This window comes from Allolucifera butyrica, assembly GCF_900476375.1.
Classification (GTDB): domain Bacteria; phylum Bacillota; class Negativicutes; order Sporomusales; family UPPP01; genus Lucifera; species Lucifera butyrica.
In genome coordinates this window covers 54620-74149 of record NZ_UPPP01000053.1, presented here as the reverse complement: position 1 = coordinate 74149, position 19530 = coordinate 54620, and the positions used below count along the sequence as shown (strand labels likewise).

19 protein-coding genes and 1 riboswitch are annotated in these 19530 nt (G+C 38.3%); of the genes, 18 read left to right on the top strand and 1 reads right to left on the bottom strand.

Translation table 11 applies throughout. From position 1 onward, the window contains the following. Window positions 1-83 precede the first annotated feature (83 nt). Window positions 84-171: riboswitch (cyclic di-GMP riboswitch) on the top strand. A gap of 271 nt (window positions 172-442) precedes the next feature. The 14 genes from LUCIF_RS01710 to LUCIF_RS01645 all read left to right on the top strand — a co-directional run bounded on the left by LUCIF_RS01710 (window position 443) and on the right by LUCIF_RS01645 (window position 14336). Continuing rightward, window positions 443-1825, top strand: coding sequence for a sensor histidine kinase (locus LUCIF_RS01710; RefSeq protein ID WP_122626146.1), 1383 nt, complete (start codon window positions 443-445; stop codon window positions 1823-1825). Window positions 1826-1905: 80 nt separating this feature from the next. Next, the gene (locus LUCIF_RS01705) at window positions 1906-3222 is read left to right on the top strand and encodes a sensor histidine kinase (protein ID WP_122626145.1); all 1317 of its coding nucleotides are present in this window, start codon (window positions 1906-1908) and stop codon (window positions 3220-3222) included. 40 nt (window positions 3223-3262) lie between these two features. Continuing rightward, window positions 3263-3913, top strand: coding sequence for an accessory gene regulator ArgB-like protein (locus LUCIF_RS01700; RefSeq protein WP_122626144.1), 651 nt, complete (start codon window positions 3263-3265; stop codon window positions 3911-3913). Between the two features lie 102 nt (window positions 3914-4015). Next, window positions 4016-4192 carry a cyclic lactone autoinducer peptide gene (locus LUCIF_RS27260; protein ID WP_370744506.1) on the top strand — a complete coding sequence of 59 codons (177 nt, stop codon included), beginning with the start codon at window positions 4016-4018 and terminating at the stop codon, window positions 4190-4192. Between the two features lie 34 nt (window positions 4193-4226). Further along, window positions 4227-4976: a LytR/AlgR family response regulator transcription factor gene (locus LUCIF_RS01690; protein ID WP_122626142.1), complete on the top strand. Its 750-nt coding sequence runs from the start codon at window positions 4227-4229 to the stop codon at window positions 4974-4976. A 374-nt stretch (window positions 4977-5350) separates the two neighbouring features. After that, on the top strand, window positions 5351-6517 hold the full coding sequence (locus LUCIF_RS01685) for an MFS transporter (RefSeq protein ID WP_243638648.1): 1167 nt from the start codon (window positions 5351-5353) through the stop codon (window positions 6515-6517). A 26-nt stretch (window positions 6518-6543) separates the two neighbouring features. After that, window positions 6544-7254, top strand: a complete 711-nt coding sequence (locus tag LUCIF_RS01680) for a helix-turn-helix transcriptional regulator (RefSeq protein WP_122626140.1) — start codon at window positions 6544-6546, stop codon at window positions 7252-7254. A 106-nt stretch (window positions 7255-7360) separates the two neighbouring features. Next, the gene (locus LUCIF_RS01675; RefSeq protein WP_122626139.1) at window positions 7361-8554 is read left to right on the top strand and encodes an MFS transporter; all 1194 of its coding nucleotides are present in this window, start codon (window positions 7361-7363) and stop codon (window positions 8552-8554) included. A gap of 168 nt (window positions 8555-8722) precedes the next feature. Next, entirely contained in the window at window positions 8723-9757 is a 1035-nt protein-coding gene (locus LUCIF_RS01670) for a radical SAM protein (RefSeq protein ID WP_122626138.1), read from the top strand. A 92-nt stretch (window positions 9758-9849) separates the two neighbouring features. Then, complete coding sequence (locus LUCIF_RS26420) at window positions 9850-10212, top strand: hypothetical protein (RefSeq protein WP_207856831.1); 363 nt, start codon at window positions 9850-9852, stop codon at window positions 10210-10212. Continuing rightward, window positions 10191-11204: an aminotransferase class III-fold pyridoxal phosphate-dependent enzyme gene (locus LUCIF_RS01665; RefSeq protein WP_207856829.1), complete on the top strand. Its 1014-nt coding sequence runs from the start codon at window positions 10191-10193 to the stop codon at window positions 11202-11204. Before LUCIF_RS26420 ends, LUCIF_RS01665 begins: the two co-directional genes overlap by 22 nt. A 74-nt stretch (window positions 11205-11278) precedes the next feature. Then, window positions 11279-11563 (top strand): LytTR family DNA-binding domain-containing protein, encoded by a 285-nt coding sequence (locus LUCIF_RS01660; RefSeq protein WP_207856827.1) that lies wholly within the window; start codon window positions 11279-11281, stop codon window positions 11561-11563. Between the two features lie 999 nt (window positions 11564-12562). Continuing rightward, on the top strand, window positions 12563-12991 hold the full coding sequence (locus tag LUCIF_RS01650) for a hypothetical protein (protein ID WP_126720562.1): 429 nt from the start codon (window positions 12563-12565) through the stop codon (window positions 12989-12991). 259 nt (window positions 12992-13250) lie between these two features. Next, on the top strand, window positions 13251-14336 hold the full coding sequence (locus tag LUCIF_RS01645; protein ID WP_122626136.1) for a right-handed parallel beta-helix repeat-containing protein: 1086 nt from the start codon (window positions 13251-13253) through the stop codon (window positions 14334-14336). Between the two features lie 99 nt (window positions 14337-14435). Here the strand turns inward: LUCIF_RS01645 and LUCIF_RS01640 are convergent, their stop codons facing one another. Next, complete coding sequence (locus LUCIF_RS01640) at window positions 14436-15407, bottom strand: D-aminoacyl-tRNA deacylase (protein WP_165865844.1); 972 nt, start codon at window positions 15405-15407, stop codon at window positions 14436-14438. A 298-nt stretch (window positions 15408-15705) separates the two neighbouring features. Between LUCIF_RS01640 and LUCIF_RS01635 the strand changes: the two genes are divergently transcribed. From LUCIF_RS01635 to LUCIF_RS01620, 4 genes are all read left to right on the top strand, one after another. After that, the gene (locus LUCIF_RS01635; protein WP_122626134.1) at window positions 15706-16653 is read left to right on the top strand and encodes a DMT family transporter; all 948 of its coding nucleotides are present in this window, start codon (window positions 15706-15708) and stop codon (window positions 16651-16653) included. A 58-nt stretch (window positions 16654-16711) separates the two neighbouring features. Beyond that, window positions 16712-17590 carry a formyltransferase family protein gene (locus tag LUCIF_RS01630; protein ID WP_122626133.1) on the top strand — a complete coding sequence of 293 codons (879 nt, stop codon included), beginning with the start codon at window positions 16712-16714 and terminating at the stop codon, window positions 17588-17590. Window positions 17591-18143: 553 nt separating this feature from the next. After that, a complete protein-coding gene (locus tag LUCIF_RS01625; RefSeq protein WP_207856825.1) occupies window positions 18144-18659 on the top strand; it encodes a transcription termination/antitermination NusG family protein in 516 nt (171 codons plus the stop codon). 20 nt (window positions 18660-18679) lie between these two features. Further along, window positions 18680-19474, top strand: coding sequence for a thioesterase II family protein (locus tag LUCIF_RS01620; protein ID WP_122626132.1), 795 nt, complete (start codon window positions 18680-18682; stop codon window positions 19472-19474). Window positions 19475-19530 lie beyond the last annotated feature (56 nt).

The window sequence follows — 19530 nt, the reverse complement described above, 5'->3', positions numbered from 1 at the left end:
TACTAGTATTTCTAGTATATAATTAAGATACATAAAATTGAATTCTTCATTGACATGATTTGACAAAAGATGTACAATTTAGTCAAATAGGGAGGCAAACCCATCGAAAGGTGGGGACGCAAAGCCGTGGGTCTAAAGGGTTTTTAAACCTAAGATTGCCAGGTTGCAAATTAAAAAAGTGAGATTATGTATCTTGCTTTTTTATTTTTTGATAGTTTTCGTTGACAGGGATATGATTTTCTGTAAACGTTTAATTAATTTTTTATTGATTTTAAAGGTTTTCGAGAACTAAAACGAAAAAGAAAAACAAAAATAAGGAAATTTTTTTATACCTCGGCTGATTTCTTGTGGGGATTTATTGTAGTTAAATGAATTATCAATATCTTCGGTCTTTTATTTTGCGCATAAAAATTTTTGTTATGCTTAAGGAAGGGATAGCAAAGTGCCAGAAATTACATTTCCGATCATCCTCTTCAATTCTTTTCCCGAAGCGATGGTTGTCGCCTGGCTGGGGTTATCCCTGCTGGGTCTTAAACCGAGTTTTCGCCAGATTTTGCTGATCGGATGCTTACAGACTGTTTTTGATGTATTTCTTTTTCTGGGAGTCGGCCGGGTGATTTCTATTCCTTTCGGCGTACATACTGTAATACAAGTTGCCTTTTCTACAATAATATACCGCTTCGCGCGAATCTCGTATAAAAGCAGTTGTTTGGCTGTTTTATTGGGAATTAGCAGCTATATCTGTATCCAAGCTTTAGTATCACCTTTATTTACATTGGTTACAGGATATTCTATTACGGTCGATTTAGGTAATTGGTGGGTACGTATGACATATTTTATCTCTACTGTTATGGTTATCGTATCGATTATCTATTTGGTCCGTCGTTTTAATATTCGAATAATGGATGGATGGGACGTAATTGGGAGTAATCGCTTTCTTTGGTTGGCAGGATTGTTGTTTACTCAAAGTTTAGTAATTGCTCTTTTTTGTTGGCGTTATTTTCTTTACCATACGGAGTTTTTCTCGCCTGGCTATTTTCAGTTTTATTTTGCTATAGTCAATATTATTTTGCCCATTATTACTATCATTGTTATCCGTCAATTTGTTATACTTGTGAGAAGTGAAATAGAGGCCAAAGAGCAGTTAGAGACTCTCCGTCATGTAGAAGAATTATTGTTTACCATGCGGGCACAGCGCCACAATTTCAGCCATGAACTGCAGGTAGTCTACGGTTTACTGGAAGTGGAGGCGTTTCAAGAGGCACAGGATTATTTGGAAAAAAGTGTAACCGAAGTGGCGGCTACTTCGGAATTAGCGAAAACTGATAATATGGGCGTTACGGCTCTGCTATACACTAAAACCGGTTTGGCGGAAGCCCGCAAGATTTCTTTGCATATAACGGTGGAAATAAGCCTGCAAAAGTTTTCCATGGAAATAAGGGATGTTAATCTGGTCCTGGGCAACTTGATCGACAATGCCCTGGACGCAGTAGAACTACTACCGGTACCAGACAGAAAGGTAGAAGTTTTTATTGGGCAAGAGTTAGACGGTTATGTGCTAGAGGTGAAAAATGACGGCCCGCCCATCTCGCCGGATTTAATCAATCAAATCTTTACGCCAGGATTTTCAACCAAAGGGCAAGACCGTGGTATGGGGCTTTATAGTATTCAAAAGCTAGTACAAAAATATTGCGGTGATATTAAAGTGATGAGTGATTGCCACGGTACTTCCTTCCGTGTTCTTATTCCAGATGAAAAAACTGAGTTACAAAAAGTTAAAACAACTAATAAATTGGAAGAATGGCGAAAAAAGTGGCTGTGTTAAATAATGATGGATATTTGCCTACGATGATTTATTTGACAACGATCAATATAGGGTAATAAGCGATTTAGGAGGGAGGAACAGTGCCTGAACTTAATTTGGCAATGATTCTTTTTGTTTCCTTTCCGGAGGTTATGGTACTTGCATGGTTGAGTTTATCACTGCTAGGCCTTAATCCGAATTTTAGACAAATTCTACGGATTGGATATTTACAAAGTATTTTTGATGTCTTTTTATTTCTAGTTGTTGGTAAGCTGATTGCTATCCCTTTTGGTGTACATACTATACTAGAATTAATGGTTTTCGCTGCAATTTTAAAGTGGACTATGCAAATTTCATATAAAAGCAGTTTTTTAGCTATTTTACTAGGATTTAGTATTTATACTAGTATTGAAACATTATCTACAGCTTTATTTGCTGCTGTATCGCCTATCTCTGTTATAAGCCCTAATAACTGGTTAATGGAGATACCTTATCTTTATATAAAATTCACGTTTACCGTACTAGTTACATTCTTACTTCGTCGTTTTAATATTCAAGTGGCTGACGAATGGGAGAGCCTAGGTAGTAATCGATTTCTTTTAGTTGCGGGCCTGTTATTCATACAGAGTTTGTTACTGGCTATTTTTTGCTGGCGCTATTTTCTACAATATAAAGAATTTTTTTTGCCAATTTATTTCTATTTTTATTTTCTTATAGTAAATGTCATATTACCAATTATTAGTGTGATTGTTATCCGACAATTTGCTATTCTTTTTAAAAAGGACATTGGGTCCAAGGCGCAGTTGGATACTTTGCGTCACGTGGAAGAATTATTACATACGGTACGTATACAGCGCCATGATTTTAATCATGAACTGCAGGTGGTTTATGGATTGTTGAGAGTTCAGGCTTTTCCCGAAGCCCGGGACTATTTAAAAAAGAGTGTAAGTGAGGTCGCCGCTACCTCTGAACTGGTAAAGACCGATAATGTGGGCGTTACGGCTTTATTGTATACCAAGACTGGTATGGCGGAAGCACGCAAAGTTGATTTGCGAATTACGGTGGCAGCCAGTCTGCGGCAATTGCCACTGGAAGCAAGAGATATCAATCTGATTCTGGGCAATCTGATCGACAATGCGCTGGATGCGGTGGAACTATTACCAATACTGGACAGAAAGGTAGATGTCTTTATCGGGCAAGATTTAGCCGGCTATGTTTTGGAAGTGAAAAATACCGGACCTCCCATTCCGGCGGCGACCGTTGCTAAAATATTTACACCCGGCTTTTCGACCAAAGGCGAGGGACGGGGCATGGGACTTTATAGTATCAAAAAACTAGTACAGAAATACCATGGTGATGTCCGGGTAATAAGCGAAAATAACGGTACATGCTTTAAAGTTGTAATACCGATAGAGTAATAACCAGACAAATTTATGAGACTAGCGTAGAGGAGATGTAATGAGAATAATAACTGGGGTAAAAGAAATTGCCATAGGCATATCACGCTATTTACAAAAAGAATTGCAGCTTGATGACAAGGATGCCGATGCGGTTCGGTTCGGACTGGAAAGTTTTTTTGATATTTTAATTAGTCTCGGCTTTTTGTTTGGCGTTGCCTGGGGGCTGGGACTCGTACCGTATGTACTGGCTGCGTGGCTTACTACCAGCGGTCTGCGGCTTGTTTCCGGCGGCGCCCACAGTTCTACGCTATTTCGTTGTATTGTTCTCGGTACGGCTATTTTAACGGGAATCGGTCAATTGTCGGCTATGGCCGGGAAGGTACCACCAGCTTCCTTATTCGCTCTCGCTGGTTTTTCTGTCATAGGGGGCTTGTATGCCGTGTATAGATGGGCGCCCGCCGATACGCCGGCTAAGTCGATTGTTTCGCCGCTGAAACGGACTCGGTACCGGCGTCTTTCTTATCAATTTATTACAGGTTGGACTATCGCAGTGAGCACGTGGGTGTTTTTCGGGGGGGAAGAGCCGTTAATTTCCGGGCTGGTTTTAGCAAGTATCGGTGGGATGTGGTGGCAAATTTTCAGCATTACGCCCGCCGGATACCAGTTTGTTGCCGCTATGGATAGATTGTTTGCGAAGTGCTGCCTATAACTTTTGGACAGACAAACAGTCTTTTGGGACAAGCGTACCGACTTTTTGGACAAGGTTACTTGTAGTTGTTAACTATTGCGGTTATGATTTAATTACATAGTGATGCTAAGGCACTGGAACTTGCAAGAAGGGAGAAGACGTAGGTTGAAAAATCTTAAACGAAGCTTTTTATATAGCTTAATGAAATGTATGCTTTCTATGGCGCTCATGTTCCTTATACCAGCTTGTTATACTGGGTTATATCAACCTCAGGTACCGGAGCATCTGCAAGACCGGTAAATCTCCAGTTTAAAGGTGTGAAAGGTATATTACTATGCTAAAGGTTATTATCGCCGAAGACGATTCGATGATGCGGTTGATTTTGCGGCGCACTCTGGCCGAGATGGCCGGAGTCAGCATTGTCGGTGAGGCGGAAAATGGACGGCAGCTTGTACAGATGGTGGAAGAGCGGGAACCGGATGTTGTTTTTCTGGATGTGGACATGCCGGAAATGAACGGTATCGAAGCGTCACGGGAAATTTTCGATATTAATTCCAAAGTTTTTCTCATCTTTGCTACCGGCTATAATTGCTACACGCATGAAGCGTTTGAAGTCTATGCGTTTGATTATCTGGTCAAGCCGTTTGATTTGGAGCGGGTTCAGCGGACAGTACGGCGCATTATCGAGATGAAGGCGGCAAGAGACCAAGTCAGTGTGATAAAACCGGAAAAACCGGCGTTTCGCGGCGAGAACCTTAAACTACGCGTTTTGTCGAATGAGAAAAGTATTTTCATCAACATTCCCGATATCGTTCTGATTACGCGCACTGAGCGCAAAACAATGATCCATGTTACGGGAGAAAGCGTTGTTCAAACCTATGAACCATTGCAAAAGTTGGAAGACCGGCTGAAGGAGCATAATTTCTTCCGTTGCCATAAGGGATTTATTATTAACCCGGACATGGTGGTGGAGATTATTCCCTGGGGAAACAAAACCTATCTGGTAAAGCTGGCCAACACCAAGGAAACAGCGTTGATGACCTGGGATCATGTCAAAGAGTTTCAGAAACGGTATTGTGTTTAATAAACTAACAAACAACTAGCCCTTTTTGGGCAATTCCCCCCCTTATATTGAGTGTGCAGCCTGCATTGCAAGCTGCGCGCTTCTTTTTTGTTTCAACAAATTATGGACGGACTTTTAGAATGATTTATCATACAGTCTGCTAAAATAATTAAAGATGTGGGAATAATTGACAAGTGATTGTGTCCAATATATAATTAGAACAATTATTTGGAATTAGGAATGAAGAAAGGTGGAAAAATGAAAAGAATGTCCATGTCATGAAGAATAAAGAGGTTCTACATTATACAAACCTTGAACGACAAAATATTTTGATGTTAATCTAAACCCGTACAAGATTTGGACGATTTTTTGTTGATGGAGGAGTAGTATGGGTGATGAAAGATAAAACTCTTTTAGGGTTAAATTTATCAGTATTTTTAATGATGATCGGCGTCGGGATGATCGTTACATTACTTCCACAAAAAATAGTTGAATTGGATGGAAATGGCAAACATGTAGGCTATCTCGCATCCATGTTTGCTATCGCCTATATTGTGCTGCAAGTCCCTATAGGCACAATGGCTGACAGGTTTGGCTTCAAATTTTTTCTCATATTAGGCTATTTATTATGTTTTTTAACCGGGCTTTGTTTCTACTTTTCAACTAGTTCTACAATGCTTTTCTTTTCGCGCCTTTTTCAAGGTGCGGGAGAAGCCCCCATTTGGGCTTTAGCTCCTGCTTTGTTATCAGTGAAGTATCCACTGATGAAAGGTAAGGTAATGGGAACTTATAATGCGGTCATTCATATTGGGCTTACCTTGGGACCGATATTGGCAGTGTTTTTGGTAAAAGTGTGGCAACCTAATGATATTTTTTTATTATATGCTTTTGCCTGTTTGTTAAGCGCGGTTTTAATCTATTTGTTTATTGAAAATGTTAACTATGAAGATAAACTAACTAGTTCGTTTACTTTTTCGAGAATTTTAAGCCTTTCTAAAAATAGTAAGGCATTCATTACGCTATTGGGAATTACGCTATATGGAACAGGATATGGTATTTTTCTTACAACTATTCCGGCGTATTTATTACAAGAGAAGGGGTTTAGTTCAATTTATATCGGAGTATTTTTTTCACTGTTTTATGTAGCGACTAGTATTTCTCAGATTATCACAGGCCAATTATCCGATAAATTCGGACCTAGTAGATTTATGATCTTAGGATTACTTATCGCATCGTCGGGGCTATGTATCACTCCAATATTAGATCTTTTCGGGATATTAGTTATGCTCACTATTTCTAGCCTGGGATTAGGTGTTTTTTATCTTGCTTCAATGATCTTCCTAAATGAAACGGTTGATGAACCTTTTAAAGGTACAATTTCAGGCGCGTATTACTTGTTTTGGGGTATTGGCATGTTTTTTGGGCCGCCTGCCTTATCTATGGTATCTCAAGGTGCTTCATTCAAATTGGCATTTATTCTCTATTCTTCAATTTTATTTGTAATCGCAATGGGAATGCTTTTTGTCATGTGTCAAAACAAGAAAGACATGGAATCCTTTTGAAGAATAAACTATTAAAAGGAGGAAAAATGGAACAGATAAATTTGCCCTATTTAGAAAGTATTTGCTTTGAAGAAACTCTGCATAAGCATGTGCATGATTCTGGGCATCTAATTTTACCATTGCAAGGTACGTTAAATTTGCAAACGGACAACCAATTAATAATTGTTGATTCTCAGCATATTCTATTTCTACCTCCCGTACTTGAACATAGTTATTTTTCTAAGGAGCGAAATAAATTTTTAGTATTTTTTATTCCAAGCTATATTTCTTATAGTTGTTCAAACGAAGTGAAATTTTTAGATTTTAATGCACAATGGTACGCATTGCGTTTTTTGATGCTTAGTGAATGTCAAAATAAAAAAACGAATACTACAGCAATAAAACAATTACTTTACTATTCTTTTCATTTAATACAGCAATCTCAAGAACCACCGTCACTTCGTTATTTACGGGAAAACTATCATTCTCATATATCACTTAAAACATTGGCCCAATTAGAACATTATCAGGTAAATTATTATAGTCAGTGGTTCGAAAAAAAAGTGGGGACCAATGTGCAAACATTTATTCATAAATTAAGATTAGAAGAGGCTAAGCGTCTACTAAGAGAAACAAACTTTACCATTTTAGATATTGCTCAACAAGTCGGTTATGAATACCAAGCATCATTGACGAGATTATTTAAACAGTACGAAGGAACCACGCCACGTGTATATCGTGATAACTTCAAAAAATAAGAGAAAAAGATCATATATACAGTTAAAAATTAACCCTCTAACAGTGGTTATAATGAAGTAAGGTAAATGCCTTACTTTTTTATTTGGGCAATTTAGGAGGGTATACATGTCTACACATCGTCAGTTAATAATTTTAAGTCTTTCTGCTTTTTTACTTATGCTCGGTGATGGAATGGTTCTCGCTTTACTACCAAAAACAGTCATATCTTTATCTCATACGGCCTCTTTAGTTTGGTATTTGGCAGCAACATATGCTTTGGCTCAAGTAATTTCACAACTTCCGATAGGGGTAGTTGCTGATCGGCAGGGTGCTAAGCTTTTCCTATTTATGGGGTATATATTTAGCGTTATCGCTGGGTTATTATTCTTTTTTACGAATAACATGATTTTGGTATTTTTAGGAAGAATACTACAAGGGATAGGGGAGGCTCCTATTCTGGGATTGGCTCCTGCCGCATTATCTATTCGGTATTCCGATAATAAAGGAAAAGCGATTGGTATATATAATGCCTCAATTTATTTAGGCATGACTGTCGGTCCTCTTTTACGAATGACATTATTTCAAAGTTGGTCAGATAAACAAATATTTTTACTTTATGCTTTTCTATGCGCTATTGGAGTTATACTGATTACTTGCTTCATAGAAAATAGCCCTAAGTTGAAAAATCAAGATATGCTTAACAAAGCTATCCATATTAAGAGCTTCCTAACTATAATAAAAAATCCACAGATATTAGTTGTGTTCTACGGTATTACATTATATGGAGCGGGGTTTGGTATATTTATGACGATAATTCCAGCATTTTTATTGACTGAAAAAGGATATAATCAATCCTATATTAATACTTTTTTTTCACTGTTTTATATTGCTATTAGTACAGCTCAAATCATTATTGGTTGGCTATCTGATAGATTGGGACGACAAATATTTATGATCATCGGTATGTTGATAGCAGCTTTGGGCCTATCTATATTTTTAGATTATGAATATTTTATTCTTATCCTTCTTCTATGCTTCTCTAGTTTTGGATTAGGAACTTATTACTTAGCATCTATGGCATTTCTAAATGAAAAAGTTTCAGAAAATCACAAAGGAACAATGACAGCCACATTTTACCTATTTTGGGGAGTAGGCATGTTCTTTGGGCCAATGCTTTTAACCCGCTATATACAAGATAATAATTATTTATCGGGATTTTATATCTCTTCACAAATATTAATTCTACAAGCCATTTTACTTATTGCTATGAGGCTTTTTCAAAATTACTGTAAAAATAAGCCTGAAAAAATTATAACTTAAACTATATTGAACTCACTAAACGTAATGACGATATCTAAAATTAGTAAATCATTACTATATGTTGAGATGAGATAAAACGGATAAAAAAATATTATTTTTAAACAAAATGGTTATGTGAAAATTTGCTACATTTATGTAAAGAAAGATTTTTAAAAGGAGGATATTTAGATGGCACATAAACATTTTCCGGGCTCCGCTTGGGTATATACCAGGCAAGAAATAGAAGAGGCAAGAAATAATGGCAAATTGCTAAATTGTGATATTGAGGTATCTCGCAAATGTAACTTACGATGTCAATTTTGTTATTCAGAGTCAGGAAATCAATTAAAAGATGAAATGAATTTGTACGAAATAAAAGGAATTATTCAAGAAGTTGCAAATCTCGGAGGAAAAACAATTACCTTAACCGGTGGTGAACCAACTATTTATCCGCATTTTTTTGAGTTAGCGAAATACATTAATAGTTTAGGCATGATAACCCTATGTTTTACCAATGGAACATGCATAACTCCAGATATAGCAAAGAAGATGTTGGAACTAAGTATACATCCTTGCGTTAGTCTCGAATCTGTTAATCCGGATATACATGATGATATGGTTGGTTGTAAAGGGGCTTTTCAAAGAACACTTGAAGGAATTAATAATTTGATTAACGTAGGATATACGGATAAACTTCCACTTACAACTAATTCAGTAATAACTAGTAAAAACTATGCATATTTGCATGAATTATGGGATTATGTCAAAAGTAAAAATATTGATCCATTCTTTTTGAGATTAATTTCTAGTGGAAGAAGCAGGGAACATGATGAATTATATGTTTCCAAAGAAGAAATTGAAAAACTGGCAGAAAAAATATCAGGTTTAAAAAATCAGGATTTAGCGATATGTTTACCGTCAATGGGTGAAGAAGGCTGTGTAAAACATTTTTTCAGTTGTCATATTGATACCCAAGGATATGTACAACTTTGCTCAGGAGTAAATATTCACTGCGGAAATATACGTCAAAAAAGGCTATCGGATATAATTCACGAATCACCACTTATAAATTTAATGCGTAATATTGATAAAAATATCCAAGGAAAATGTAAATCATGTACTTATCACGAAAAATGTTATGGTTGTAGAGGAGTAACTTATGCGCAGACGGGAGATTTAGTTGGAGCTGATCCTCTTTGCTGGCATGAGAAAATTGTAAGCTAAATCCTAGCCTTAGTTATTTTTGATTATAAATTAGATTAACTAATAACTCTCTTTACAGAGGCAGTTAATTTTTTTATAAAGGTGGAACTATTGTGGCTACTACAACTTTATTAAAAGATTTAAGGGAAAATATGCTAGTTGATGGATTTCCGCTAATTATGGACTTAGATAGGAGCAACGGAAACAATATTTACGATACTGTTTCCAATACGGAATATATTGATTTTTTTACGGGTTTTGCTTCTATTCCCATAGCGTATAATCATCCTAAGATGAATAATCCAGAATTTATACAAGAAATAGGGAAATATGCGCTAGTCAAAATTACTAACTCTGATATTTATACAAAGCAATTCATAGTGGCTGTTCTGGCGTTCAAAGACTTTGCCGTACCAGAATATCTAAAATACATTTTTTTATTGACGGAGGAGCTTTGGCAGTCGAAAATGCATTAAAAATTGCCTTCGACTGGAAATTAAGGAAAAACGCCAGAAAGGGGATTAATAAACCCGCTAATAAGTTAAAGATTATTCATTTTAAAGAGGCATTTCATGGACGTTCTGGGTATACCTTGTCATTGACTAATACCGATCCAATAAAAGTCGATGGATTTCCAAAGTTTAATTGGCCCAGAGTGAGTAATCCTAAAATAAAATTTCCTCTTGAAGAAAATATTCGTTCTGTGGAAATGGAAGAAAGCAAAGCGTTACAGGAAATTAGAATGATTTTAGAATCAAACTCACAAGAAGTTGCTGGCATCATTATTGAACCAATTCAAGGTGAAGGGGGAGATAATCATTTTAGAAAAGAATTTTTACAAAAATTGCAGAAATTTGCAGCTAAATATGATGTATTATTTATAGTTGATGAAGTCCAGACTGGTATGTGTGTGACAGGAAAGATATGGGCGCATCAGCATTTTGATCTAACCCCTGATATTGTATGCTTTGGTAAGAAGACACAAGTTTGTGGTGTTTTAGCGGGAAAACGACTGGATGAAGTAGATAATCACGTTTTTAAATTATCGAGTCGTATTAGCTCAACCTGGGGTGGAAATATAGTCGATTTTATAAGACTAAAACAATATATCAAAATAATTAAAGAAGAAAATTTGCTGCTGAACGCTGAAGTGCAAGGAAAATACTTGCTAAAGAAACTGACCTATTTACAGGAAAGATTTCCATTAATTATATCAAATGTTCGCGGGCTGGGACTACTTGTGGCTTTAGATTTGCCAAATCAAATAATTAGAGATACTATTTTAAAGATGCTGTTCAAAAGAAAAGTAATTTTTGTTGGCTGTGGTCTCAAATCCATTCGTTTTCGACCAGCACTAGACGTAACGGAAGAACAAATTGATATTGTAATTCATAAATGGTATGAAGTTTTAGTAGAGTTTAGTAATAACAATGTCAAGTTTAAAGCCGAAGTATATAATTACGCATAAGATTAACAAAACAGAGGACTAAAACTCCTTTGTTTCTTTTTTGCAAGCCTTTATAATTATACATTCCGTAAGGCATGAGAATCGGCAGATGGAATCGGAAAAACTATTCTTCATACGGTCTACCGTCACCGCGTTGCGTCTTTGTTCAAACCTATGAACCATTGCAAAAGTTGGAGGACCGGCTGAAGGAGCATAATTTCTTCCGTTGCCACAAGGGCTTTATTATTAACCCGGACATGGTGGTGGAGATTATTCCCTGGGGAAACAAAACCTATCTGGTAAAGCTGGCCAACACCAAGGAAACAGCGTTGATGACCTGGGATCATGTCAAAGAGTTTCAGAAACGGTATTGTGTTTAATAAACTAACAAACAACTAGCCCTTTTTGGGCAATTCCCCCCCTTATATTGAGTGTGCAGCCTGCATTGCAAGCTGCGCACTTCTTTTTTTGTTTCAACGCGCTGGTCTTTTGCGACCGGTATTAAAAAATTTGGGGTACAACCCGAATGGGATGATTTGATAGATCATCCAGAGAAAGTCGCTTGAGACGGTTAGTGTAAACCATTTCGTCTTAAAGCGCATCGGTATCACATCTTGTATTCGGTTTTGGGACGAGGGACCGCTCGTCCCATTAACATTATAGCAACAGACTGGAAAAACGTCCTAATTACAGGACGTTTTTTATGCTTAAATTAAAGCCGGTTATGGATGAATTTGAACGGATGAGTTCAATGGAAGTATGATAACCGGCGGTAATTAAAAGATTGATTGTTATATAATTTAGATACTATACTTGAGATGTGTGCATTTGCAGGATATAGTCCATTACTGGAATTATTTAAAGTTTCGGAGGATAAGGTGATAACAGGTGCCGTTATGGTTGGATATCCTAAATACTCGTACAGACGGCTTGTAAATAGGAATCCATTAGACGTCACTTGGCTGTAATATGCACAGTGGCAGGACGCGCTGACTGACCGCTGTTTGGTATCGAGTGATCCCATTTTTTTATTCCAAGAGTAAGCCAGGCAGGAGAGTCGTGAACTGGGCGGCAGGGAAAATGAAAAGGCCCTTCCTTTCTCGGAAGGGGGTGGTATGATGACAATCTTTGAAGCATTGACATTTGCTGTCGCATTCGCCACGCTTATGGTATTGGTCACAACCAAAAAGAAATAGCCGCCCCTCCCCAAGGTGTGCGACTATTTCTTAATAGTTTGTAACATATGGGCTAACCGTTTCCCGGTTAGGCAACCTGTGGGGCTGGCGTGTGTCGAGCACGTCAGTCCTTTTCTTATATTATACCCACTGGAATAAGAATATGCAACCAGTGAGGAAAAAATCCTGCCGGGACGGTATATTTTGCAAGGAATTAATATCTATAAAGAGAATTATAAAAACGGCTTGTTTAAAGAAAACTATTATATATTTTTATGTAGGCGAATATTTGGAGGTCATATGGGCGACAACTTACCAGTTGAAATCATAGTAGATAGCTTTCCAAATCTGAAAGTTAGAGAATTCCACATAAACCGCATAGTTAGCGAATCTTTTGCGCTAATAGAAATACCGCACCAAGACTTTGAGCACCCGATAGATATAGGTATTCTCGGTACAAAGATTAAAAAGCAATTATTTAACCTTATTGGGGTTGACAAGCTTATTGTTAAACGTCATTCTGTTTTAGTTTATATCGATAATGTCAACGATTGGGACGGAATGGAACCGAAAATTAGGAGTGAGATAACCCTGACAATTAAATATTATGAGAATCATTCTAGGAAAAACTAATTACCGGTATCTCTTGATACCGGTTTTTTTTATTTCCCGGCAAGTAAATGGCAGTTTTTGGTATCCTGCTGGAGCTATCTTACTTGCGAAATATCCGTTGTAATACTTTTATTACAAATTTAAGCTATACTGGGATAAAAAGGAAGGAGGTAATGGGTATGGGCAGCAATAGGCGGCGGGGAAAGGAGGGCGGTTTATTTGACGATGGCCGGTGCTGCCGGAAAAGGGAAATTTAATTTTATTGTGAGGAGGAAACAGAATGAGAACGGAGAGATCGATGCGAAATATTATGCGAGTGGTTGTAATCCTGGCAGTGCTCTTATTGGCCGCTTCGCCGGCGAGTTTTGCCAAAGCGACGACTGTGAGCGATTACACTGCCTTAAAAACGGCCGTCACGTCCGCAAAAGCGGGGGATGTCATTACCATTGGCTCTTCCATTGCCTGTTCCGGCCAGATTGTATTGAGCGCCAGCGGGGTAACGCTGCAAGCCAAAAGCGGTGTAACGCCGGTTCTTGACTTTTCCGCGATTGGCGATAAACATACGGGCACGGCCGGGATCGGCATTTATGTAACCGGCAGCAACAATACGATTCAGGGACTGATTATTCAAAAGGCCGGCGATAATGGGATCAAAATTGAGGGAGCCGGCAATACGATAGAAAATTGCATTTTGCGTTACAATGGCGATACAGGATTGCAGATATCCAAGTCTACCGCTGCCAATAACACCATAAAGTATTGTGACTCCTACCGGAATTGCGATACGGCGACCAAAGGGGAAAATGCCGACGGGTTTGCCTGCAAATTGAGCGCCGGCAAAGGGAATCAATTTATTGGCTGCCGCGCTTTTCAAAATTCCGACGACGGCTGGGACAGTTACGGCATGAATAATGACGTTACATATATTGATTGCATTACCTGGCACAACGGGGATAAGAGCATTACGGGCTATGCCGGCAACGGCAACGGCTTTAAACTGGGCTCCAAAGGCAGCACCGGTAAACGGACGATGACCCGCTGTATCGCTTTTGACACAGAGTACAGCGGTACCAAGGGGTTTGACCAGAACAACGGTGTGGGCAGCGTCATTTTAACGGACTGTCTTTCCTTCGATAACGTTGAGGGTTATCAGTTGGATAAAGTCAAGAGCGCGGTCATGAAAAACTGCCGGGAATTTGGCTGTCAAAAGAATGAGCTTCCCAATGGCGGCTCGATAACCATAGTAACCGACAAAAGCAAACAAGCGGCAATACGCAAGGCGGTAAAAGCGGTATGCAGCAAAATTGAAGCCAACTGCGAGGCCGACATTATTACCGGACAGGTCAACCTGGATTTACCAAACTAAAAGAAAACGGGATGACTAGCAATTTTTATTTGTAAAAACGGCGGTTTGCACTCAAAAGAGAGTGTAAACCACCGTTTTTTTGTTTTATGAACAAGAAACTTACACAGTCTGCCGTTTTTTTGACAATGCTTTAAATATATCAATTGGCTTGCGTAATAACTGATGTTTAAATATTGGGATATCATATTTTTTAGCTAATATTCGACATTGTTCTTTATAACCACTTTTTAAGCTATCATGAAAAATAATGCCGTCTACAGTATCTTGAATTGATTTTAAACATGTTTCCAGTTTTACAAGTCCTTCTTCAGTGTCGTATTTACCGGCAATTAGCCAACGGCCCGCTAAAATGTGAGATATAGCAAACGCATATCCATCCCAGTTCTGGAAAAGCACATTGGCAAAAGCCGGCTCAAAATGAATTCCCCCAATACATAATAAATTTAGTAGTTTGTTTGAATCTCCCGTGAAAACATTTGATAAAGCACTGGCAATAACTCGGGCAGCGCCTTGGTCTGCCCAACGTATAGGGCTACTACCAATTTCAATATCAATAATTGGTACCTGAAATAAAGGAATCATGCTAGCGTTTCCGTTATGGGGTATACCAGACCAATGAGTCGCCTCGCATGTGACAATAAAATCACGAATTGAAAGCTTCTCACAATTTTGTTTAAGCGATAACAAAAGATTTCGCATATAAAGAGGTTTAACTGGACTAAAAAAACCTGTTTCAACATCCCCTGTTGTATGGACTGTGAGAATACCGTCGGGTGCGTTTTGACCACCATGCCAGTTCACAATGCCAGCAATGTCAAAATCGGCAAAATGATAGTTCAATATAGGAAGATATTTGGGATAATTGTGGCTAAGAACTTCACTGGTTTGTACATAGCAAAATAAGTTACCATTTTTGTCGGTATGCTTAAACATGGGAAATTTATCAATTATAATATCAGTTTCGTCAAAATTATATAATTTTAATGCTTCTCTTAGTACATGCCCGGCGACAGGATCTTTTGTTTCATCGGAACAGAAGAAATACACAGCTTTACCTGATGTCATTACCATAAAAATCCTCCACATCAAAGTGTGAGTGGTAAAAATATCCAATATATAAAAAGAATATCATGATTGCAAGAGTTAATCAAGTAATATAAAAAGTTTTAAATACCACTATATATGTTATTTGAAAACAATTTTCTAAAAATTACAACTTCAGTAAGTGCATTTACAAATAAATACCAATGTCTTACAATTGAGGAAAGTAAATCCTTATTATATCCAATAAAAAATTAGGAGTGCTACTATTTTTAAGTAATAATGAAAGGAGGGTACTATTTAATAAATCTTTTAAAGGAAGAGTGAAATGACGGAGGCTGATGCAATTATACTTGATGGAAAAACATTTAATCTTTCACGCTATAAAGGATATATTATGGTATTAATTGGGGCAACATTATGGGGATTATCAGGGACTGTTGCCCAAGCTTTGTTTCAATACGAAGGTTTTCATCCGCAATGGTTAGTAGTTGTGAGAATGGTTTTATCCGGCTTATTACTATTGCTAATTGCGAGCATTAAGCAAAACAAATGCCAAGTATGGGCTATTTGGAAGAATGAAAATGATCGTTTCCGTTTAATTATTTTTAGTTTTATAGGGATGCTGGGCGTTCAATATACGTACTTTGAAGCTATTCAAACCGGTAATGCAGCAACCGCTACTTTATTGCAATATCTCGGACCCGCGTTTATTGTTTTATTTTTAGCAGTGCGATTTCGGAGATTCCCAAACTTTCGGGAGTTAGTTGCAGTTAGTTTAGCACTCTTCGGGACATTTCTGCTCGTGACAGATGGTTCTGTACAGAAGCTAACAATATCTACAGTGGCGGTAGCTTGGGGATTAGGTTCAGCTGTTTCATTAGCATTTTATACATTATATCCGGCAGGTTTATTGGAACGATGGGGCTCTGTTGTTGTCGTCGGCTGGAGCATGGTCGTTGGCGGGGTAGGGTTAAGCGTAATTAATCCGCTGTGGCAATTTCAAGGGCAACATTGGTCCCTATTGTCTGTCTTATTTGTAAGTTTTGTAGTTTTATTTGGCACTTTAATTGCATTTTATCTCTATATCGATAGCTTACGGTTTATTACACCAACAGAAGCTAGTTTATTGGCAAGTGCTGAACCACTATCTGCTGCATTAGCATCCGTATTTTGGCTTCACGTTTCTTTTGGTATTTTTCAAGTAATGGGAGGACTTTGTATTATTGGCACTGTAGTGATTTTGTCTTTACGACCTAACAAGAATTTACTATAGAGTTTGTAAAATAAAAGTGATATCTTCTAGCTTGCTCAACATAAGGAGGGAGTCGCTTATGATAAAAAATAATCGACCTTATAACTTTTTTCTGCTAACAGAAAATTGTTTTCACACTAGTTATTTGGTATCACAATGGGTTAAAACGTTCCAAAGTTATTTAGGATTTCAAGGTATTCTTTTACGCGGAAATAAAGGCCAGTTAGTATCCAACAAATTGCAATTTCATCAGAAGCATTATAAGAAAAGGCAATTATCAAATGAAGAATTCGAAGAACTTCTGGGATTATATAAGAATATTAGTAAAGCGGAAGAGAAAATGATTGAATTATTTGGGGTTCCTTCCCACTCGGCGGATTCATTTCCTTCTACCCTTTTTTTAGGTGAAAACTTAAATAGTAAAGAAGTAGAAACGTGGTTAAAAAGAGAATCCCAAAAAGCTACCAGGATATTTATTTTTATTTTTTTAGATACAATTCTGAACCCATTTTGGATTGAACATACAAAGGGATGTATAATTAATAGTCATTCGGCAGTTCTTCCTTATGCTAGAGGAATGTTTGCTATTGAAAACTTAGCAGCTAAAGGTGATGTTACTAAATTTAAGCAGGCAGCAGGAGCATCTGTTCATTATATTGATAATGGCGTAGATACTGGACCAATTCTTAAAGAAGCTAGAATAAATGATCCGTTTATGTTTCAATCTTTGTGGGAAGTCAAAGCGCATAGTTATAAAATGGCTTTTGATTTACTAATACAACAAGCATTAGAAATCGTTGAGAAACCTGAAGTTCAATTTTTGGGAGTAAAACCAGATCCTTTGTTAGTTGGCCCAGCTTTTCGAAGTAGGGATTTTACACCAAATATTCGGAAGTATGCAGAAGAACAGTTTATAAGTATGAGGCAAATGGAAAATCGGAGTAGTACGGGAATTTAGATGACTAGCAAAAAGAATAGGAAGTATAATAGTAACAGCGCAAGCACGTTTGCACCCGAAGCAGAATGCAAGCAAGCCTGCGCTTTTTTGTTGTGTATTTAAACGGCCATTTAAAAAGCATTTTCGTCTTTCCTGCCGAAAAAGTAAGGGGAAATGTGAAATTTTGAACATTTTCTTCGGAAAAAGCACCTGTTTTGTAAATTAATTTTCAGTCGTTTAAACTGACTTTTTAAACAAGAATATCGCTTTTTTCGACAATATATATAGAAATGCAAGAAATTTTTTGGTAAAAATTAGATAGACATAAACGGGTAAGGCAGTAGCAAAAATTCTTTCGAATATTCACTGCGGAGGCGCGGGAACGGTAGGAAGAACGTTATAGTAAACCTGGAATGGGGCCATTTTTAAGTCCTCAATGGTCTCGCATGCGGTTTTTTATGGGATCAGAAAGTATAACTTTTCGGGTTATTTCTAAATAACGTATTCTTCTCAGACTTCCGAAAAGTAAAATACTTTCCTTCCATTTAAAGACCCTTAGGGTCTTTCTTAGGAGGTGGTAACCATTGAATGGTACGTTTTGCGTACGATTTGCGGCAAGGAGGAAGCGGCATTAACGCTTTTGCGGAAACGATTCGCCGGTATCGAGCTGATTTATCCGCGCCGGAGAATCAGCTGGCGAAAACAGGGAACCATAATCAGTTTAGTGAGACCTTTGTTTGAAGGTTATTTATTCGTTGCCTATCCCCAAGAAAAGATAGGGGAATTTGACTACTTGCTGCGCCGCTGTGATTTAAAGCTGGTCTGGCTGGTATACAGTACCGGCACTTTAATCCCGATATTAGAGGAAGAAAAGTGTATTATTCAACAGTTGATCGGCAAGGACGGCATTGTGGAAGGAAGCACGGTGGAAAACCATGACGGTCAATTGCAGGTTATTAAGGGGCCGTTAGCCGGATTAGGGCATATTGTGAAAAAGGTTTCGCGGCGAAATCGTCGCATTACCGTAGAGATTCCGGTGCTGGATGAAAAAAAGAATATCGAGCTGGAAGGAATTTTTAAAGACGGATAGTGGAAACGGAGGAGATTGTTATGACATCAATACATGCATTAAATCCATGGATTCCGTACCGGCGGCCCCATCCCGCCGCCCGGCTGCGGCTGTTTTGCTTTCCCTATGCCGGCGGCAGCGCTTCGGTTTTTCGTGACTGGTTTTCTTTATTTCCGCCGGAAATCGACATTTGTCCCATCCAATATCCCGGCAGGGAAAGGCGGATCACGGAACCGCAATTTACCCTCCTGCCGTCGCTGCTTGACGCACTAGTCAATGGGCTGGCGCCGGAGTTAAAAATGCCATTTGCTTTCTTTGGCCATAGTTTAGGGGCTCTGGTTAGCTTTGAGCTGGCCCGCCGGCTGCAAAAAAGAGGAATGAGTCCCCTGGGCGTATTTATATCCGGTTACCGGGCGCCGGTGGTGGAGAGAAAAAAGCCGCCCATGCACTTATTGCCGGATAACGCCTTTATAGCGCGGCTGCGGGAATATAACGGCACGCCGGAATTGATTCTGCAAAACAGCGAAATGATGCAGGTACTGCTGCCAACACTGAGGGCCGACTTTGCCCTGCATGAAACCTACGTATATTCCGGCGGCATGCCGCTGACCTGCCCTCTTTCCATTTTAGGCGGCATGGAAGACCCGGACATAACCTATCAAGACCTGAATTTATGGGAAGGACAAACGGTAAACGATTTTAAAGTTCGTATGTTTCCGGGAGATCATTTTTATCTTCATGACCATTGTACCGAGGTGGTCAATGCCGTCCAGGAAGATCTGGCGCTTTATGAGACGGAATTGATGAGCCGGTATGGCAATCGCGGGAACAATTAAACGTTTACAAAATTAGCCGGAAATATTGATATATTGGCTAAGTGAGCCATGAAGTG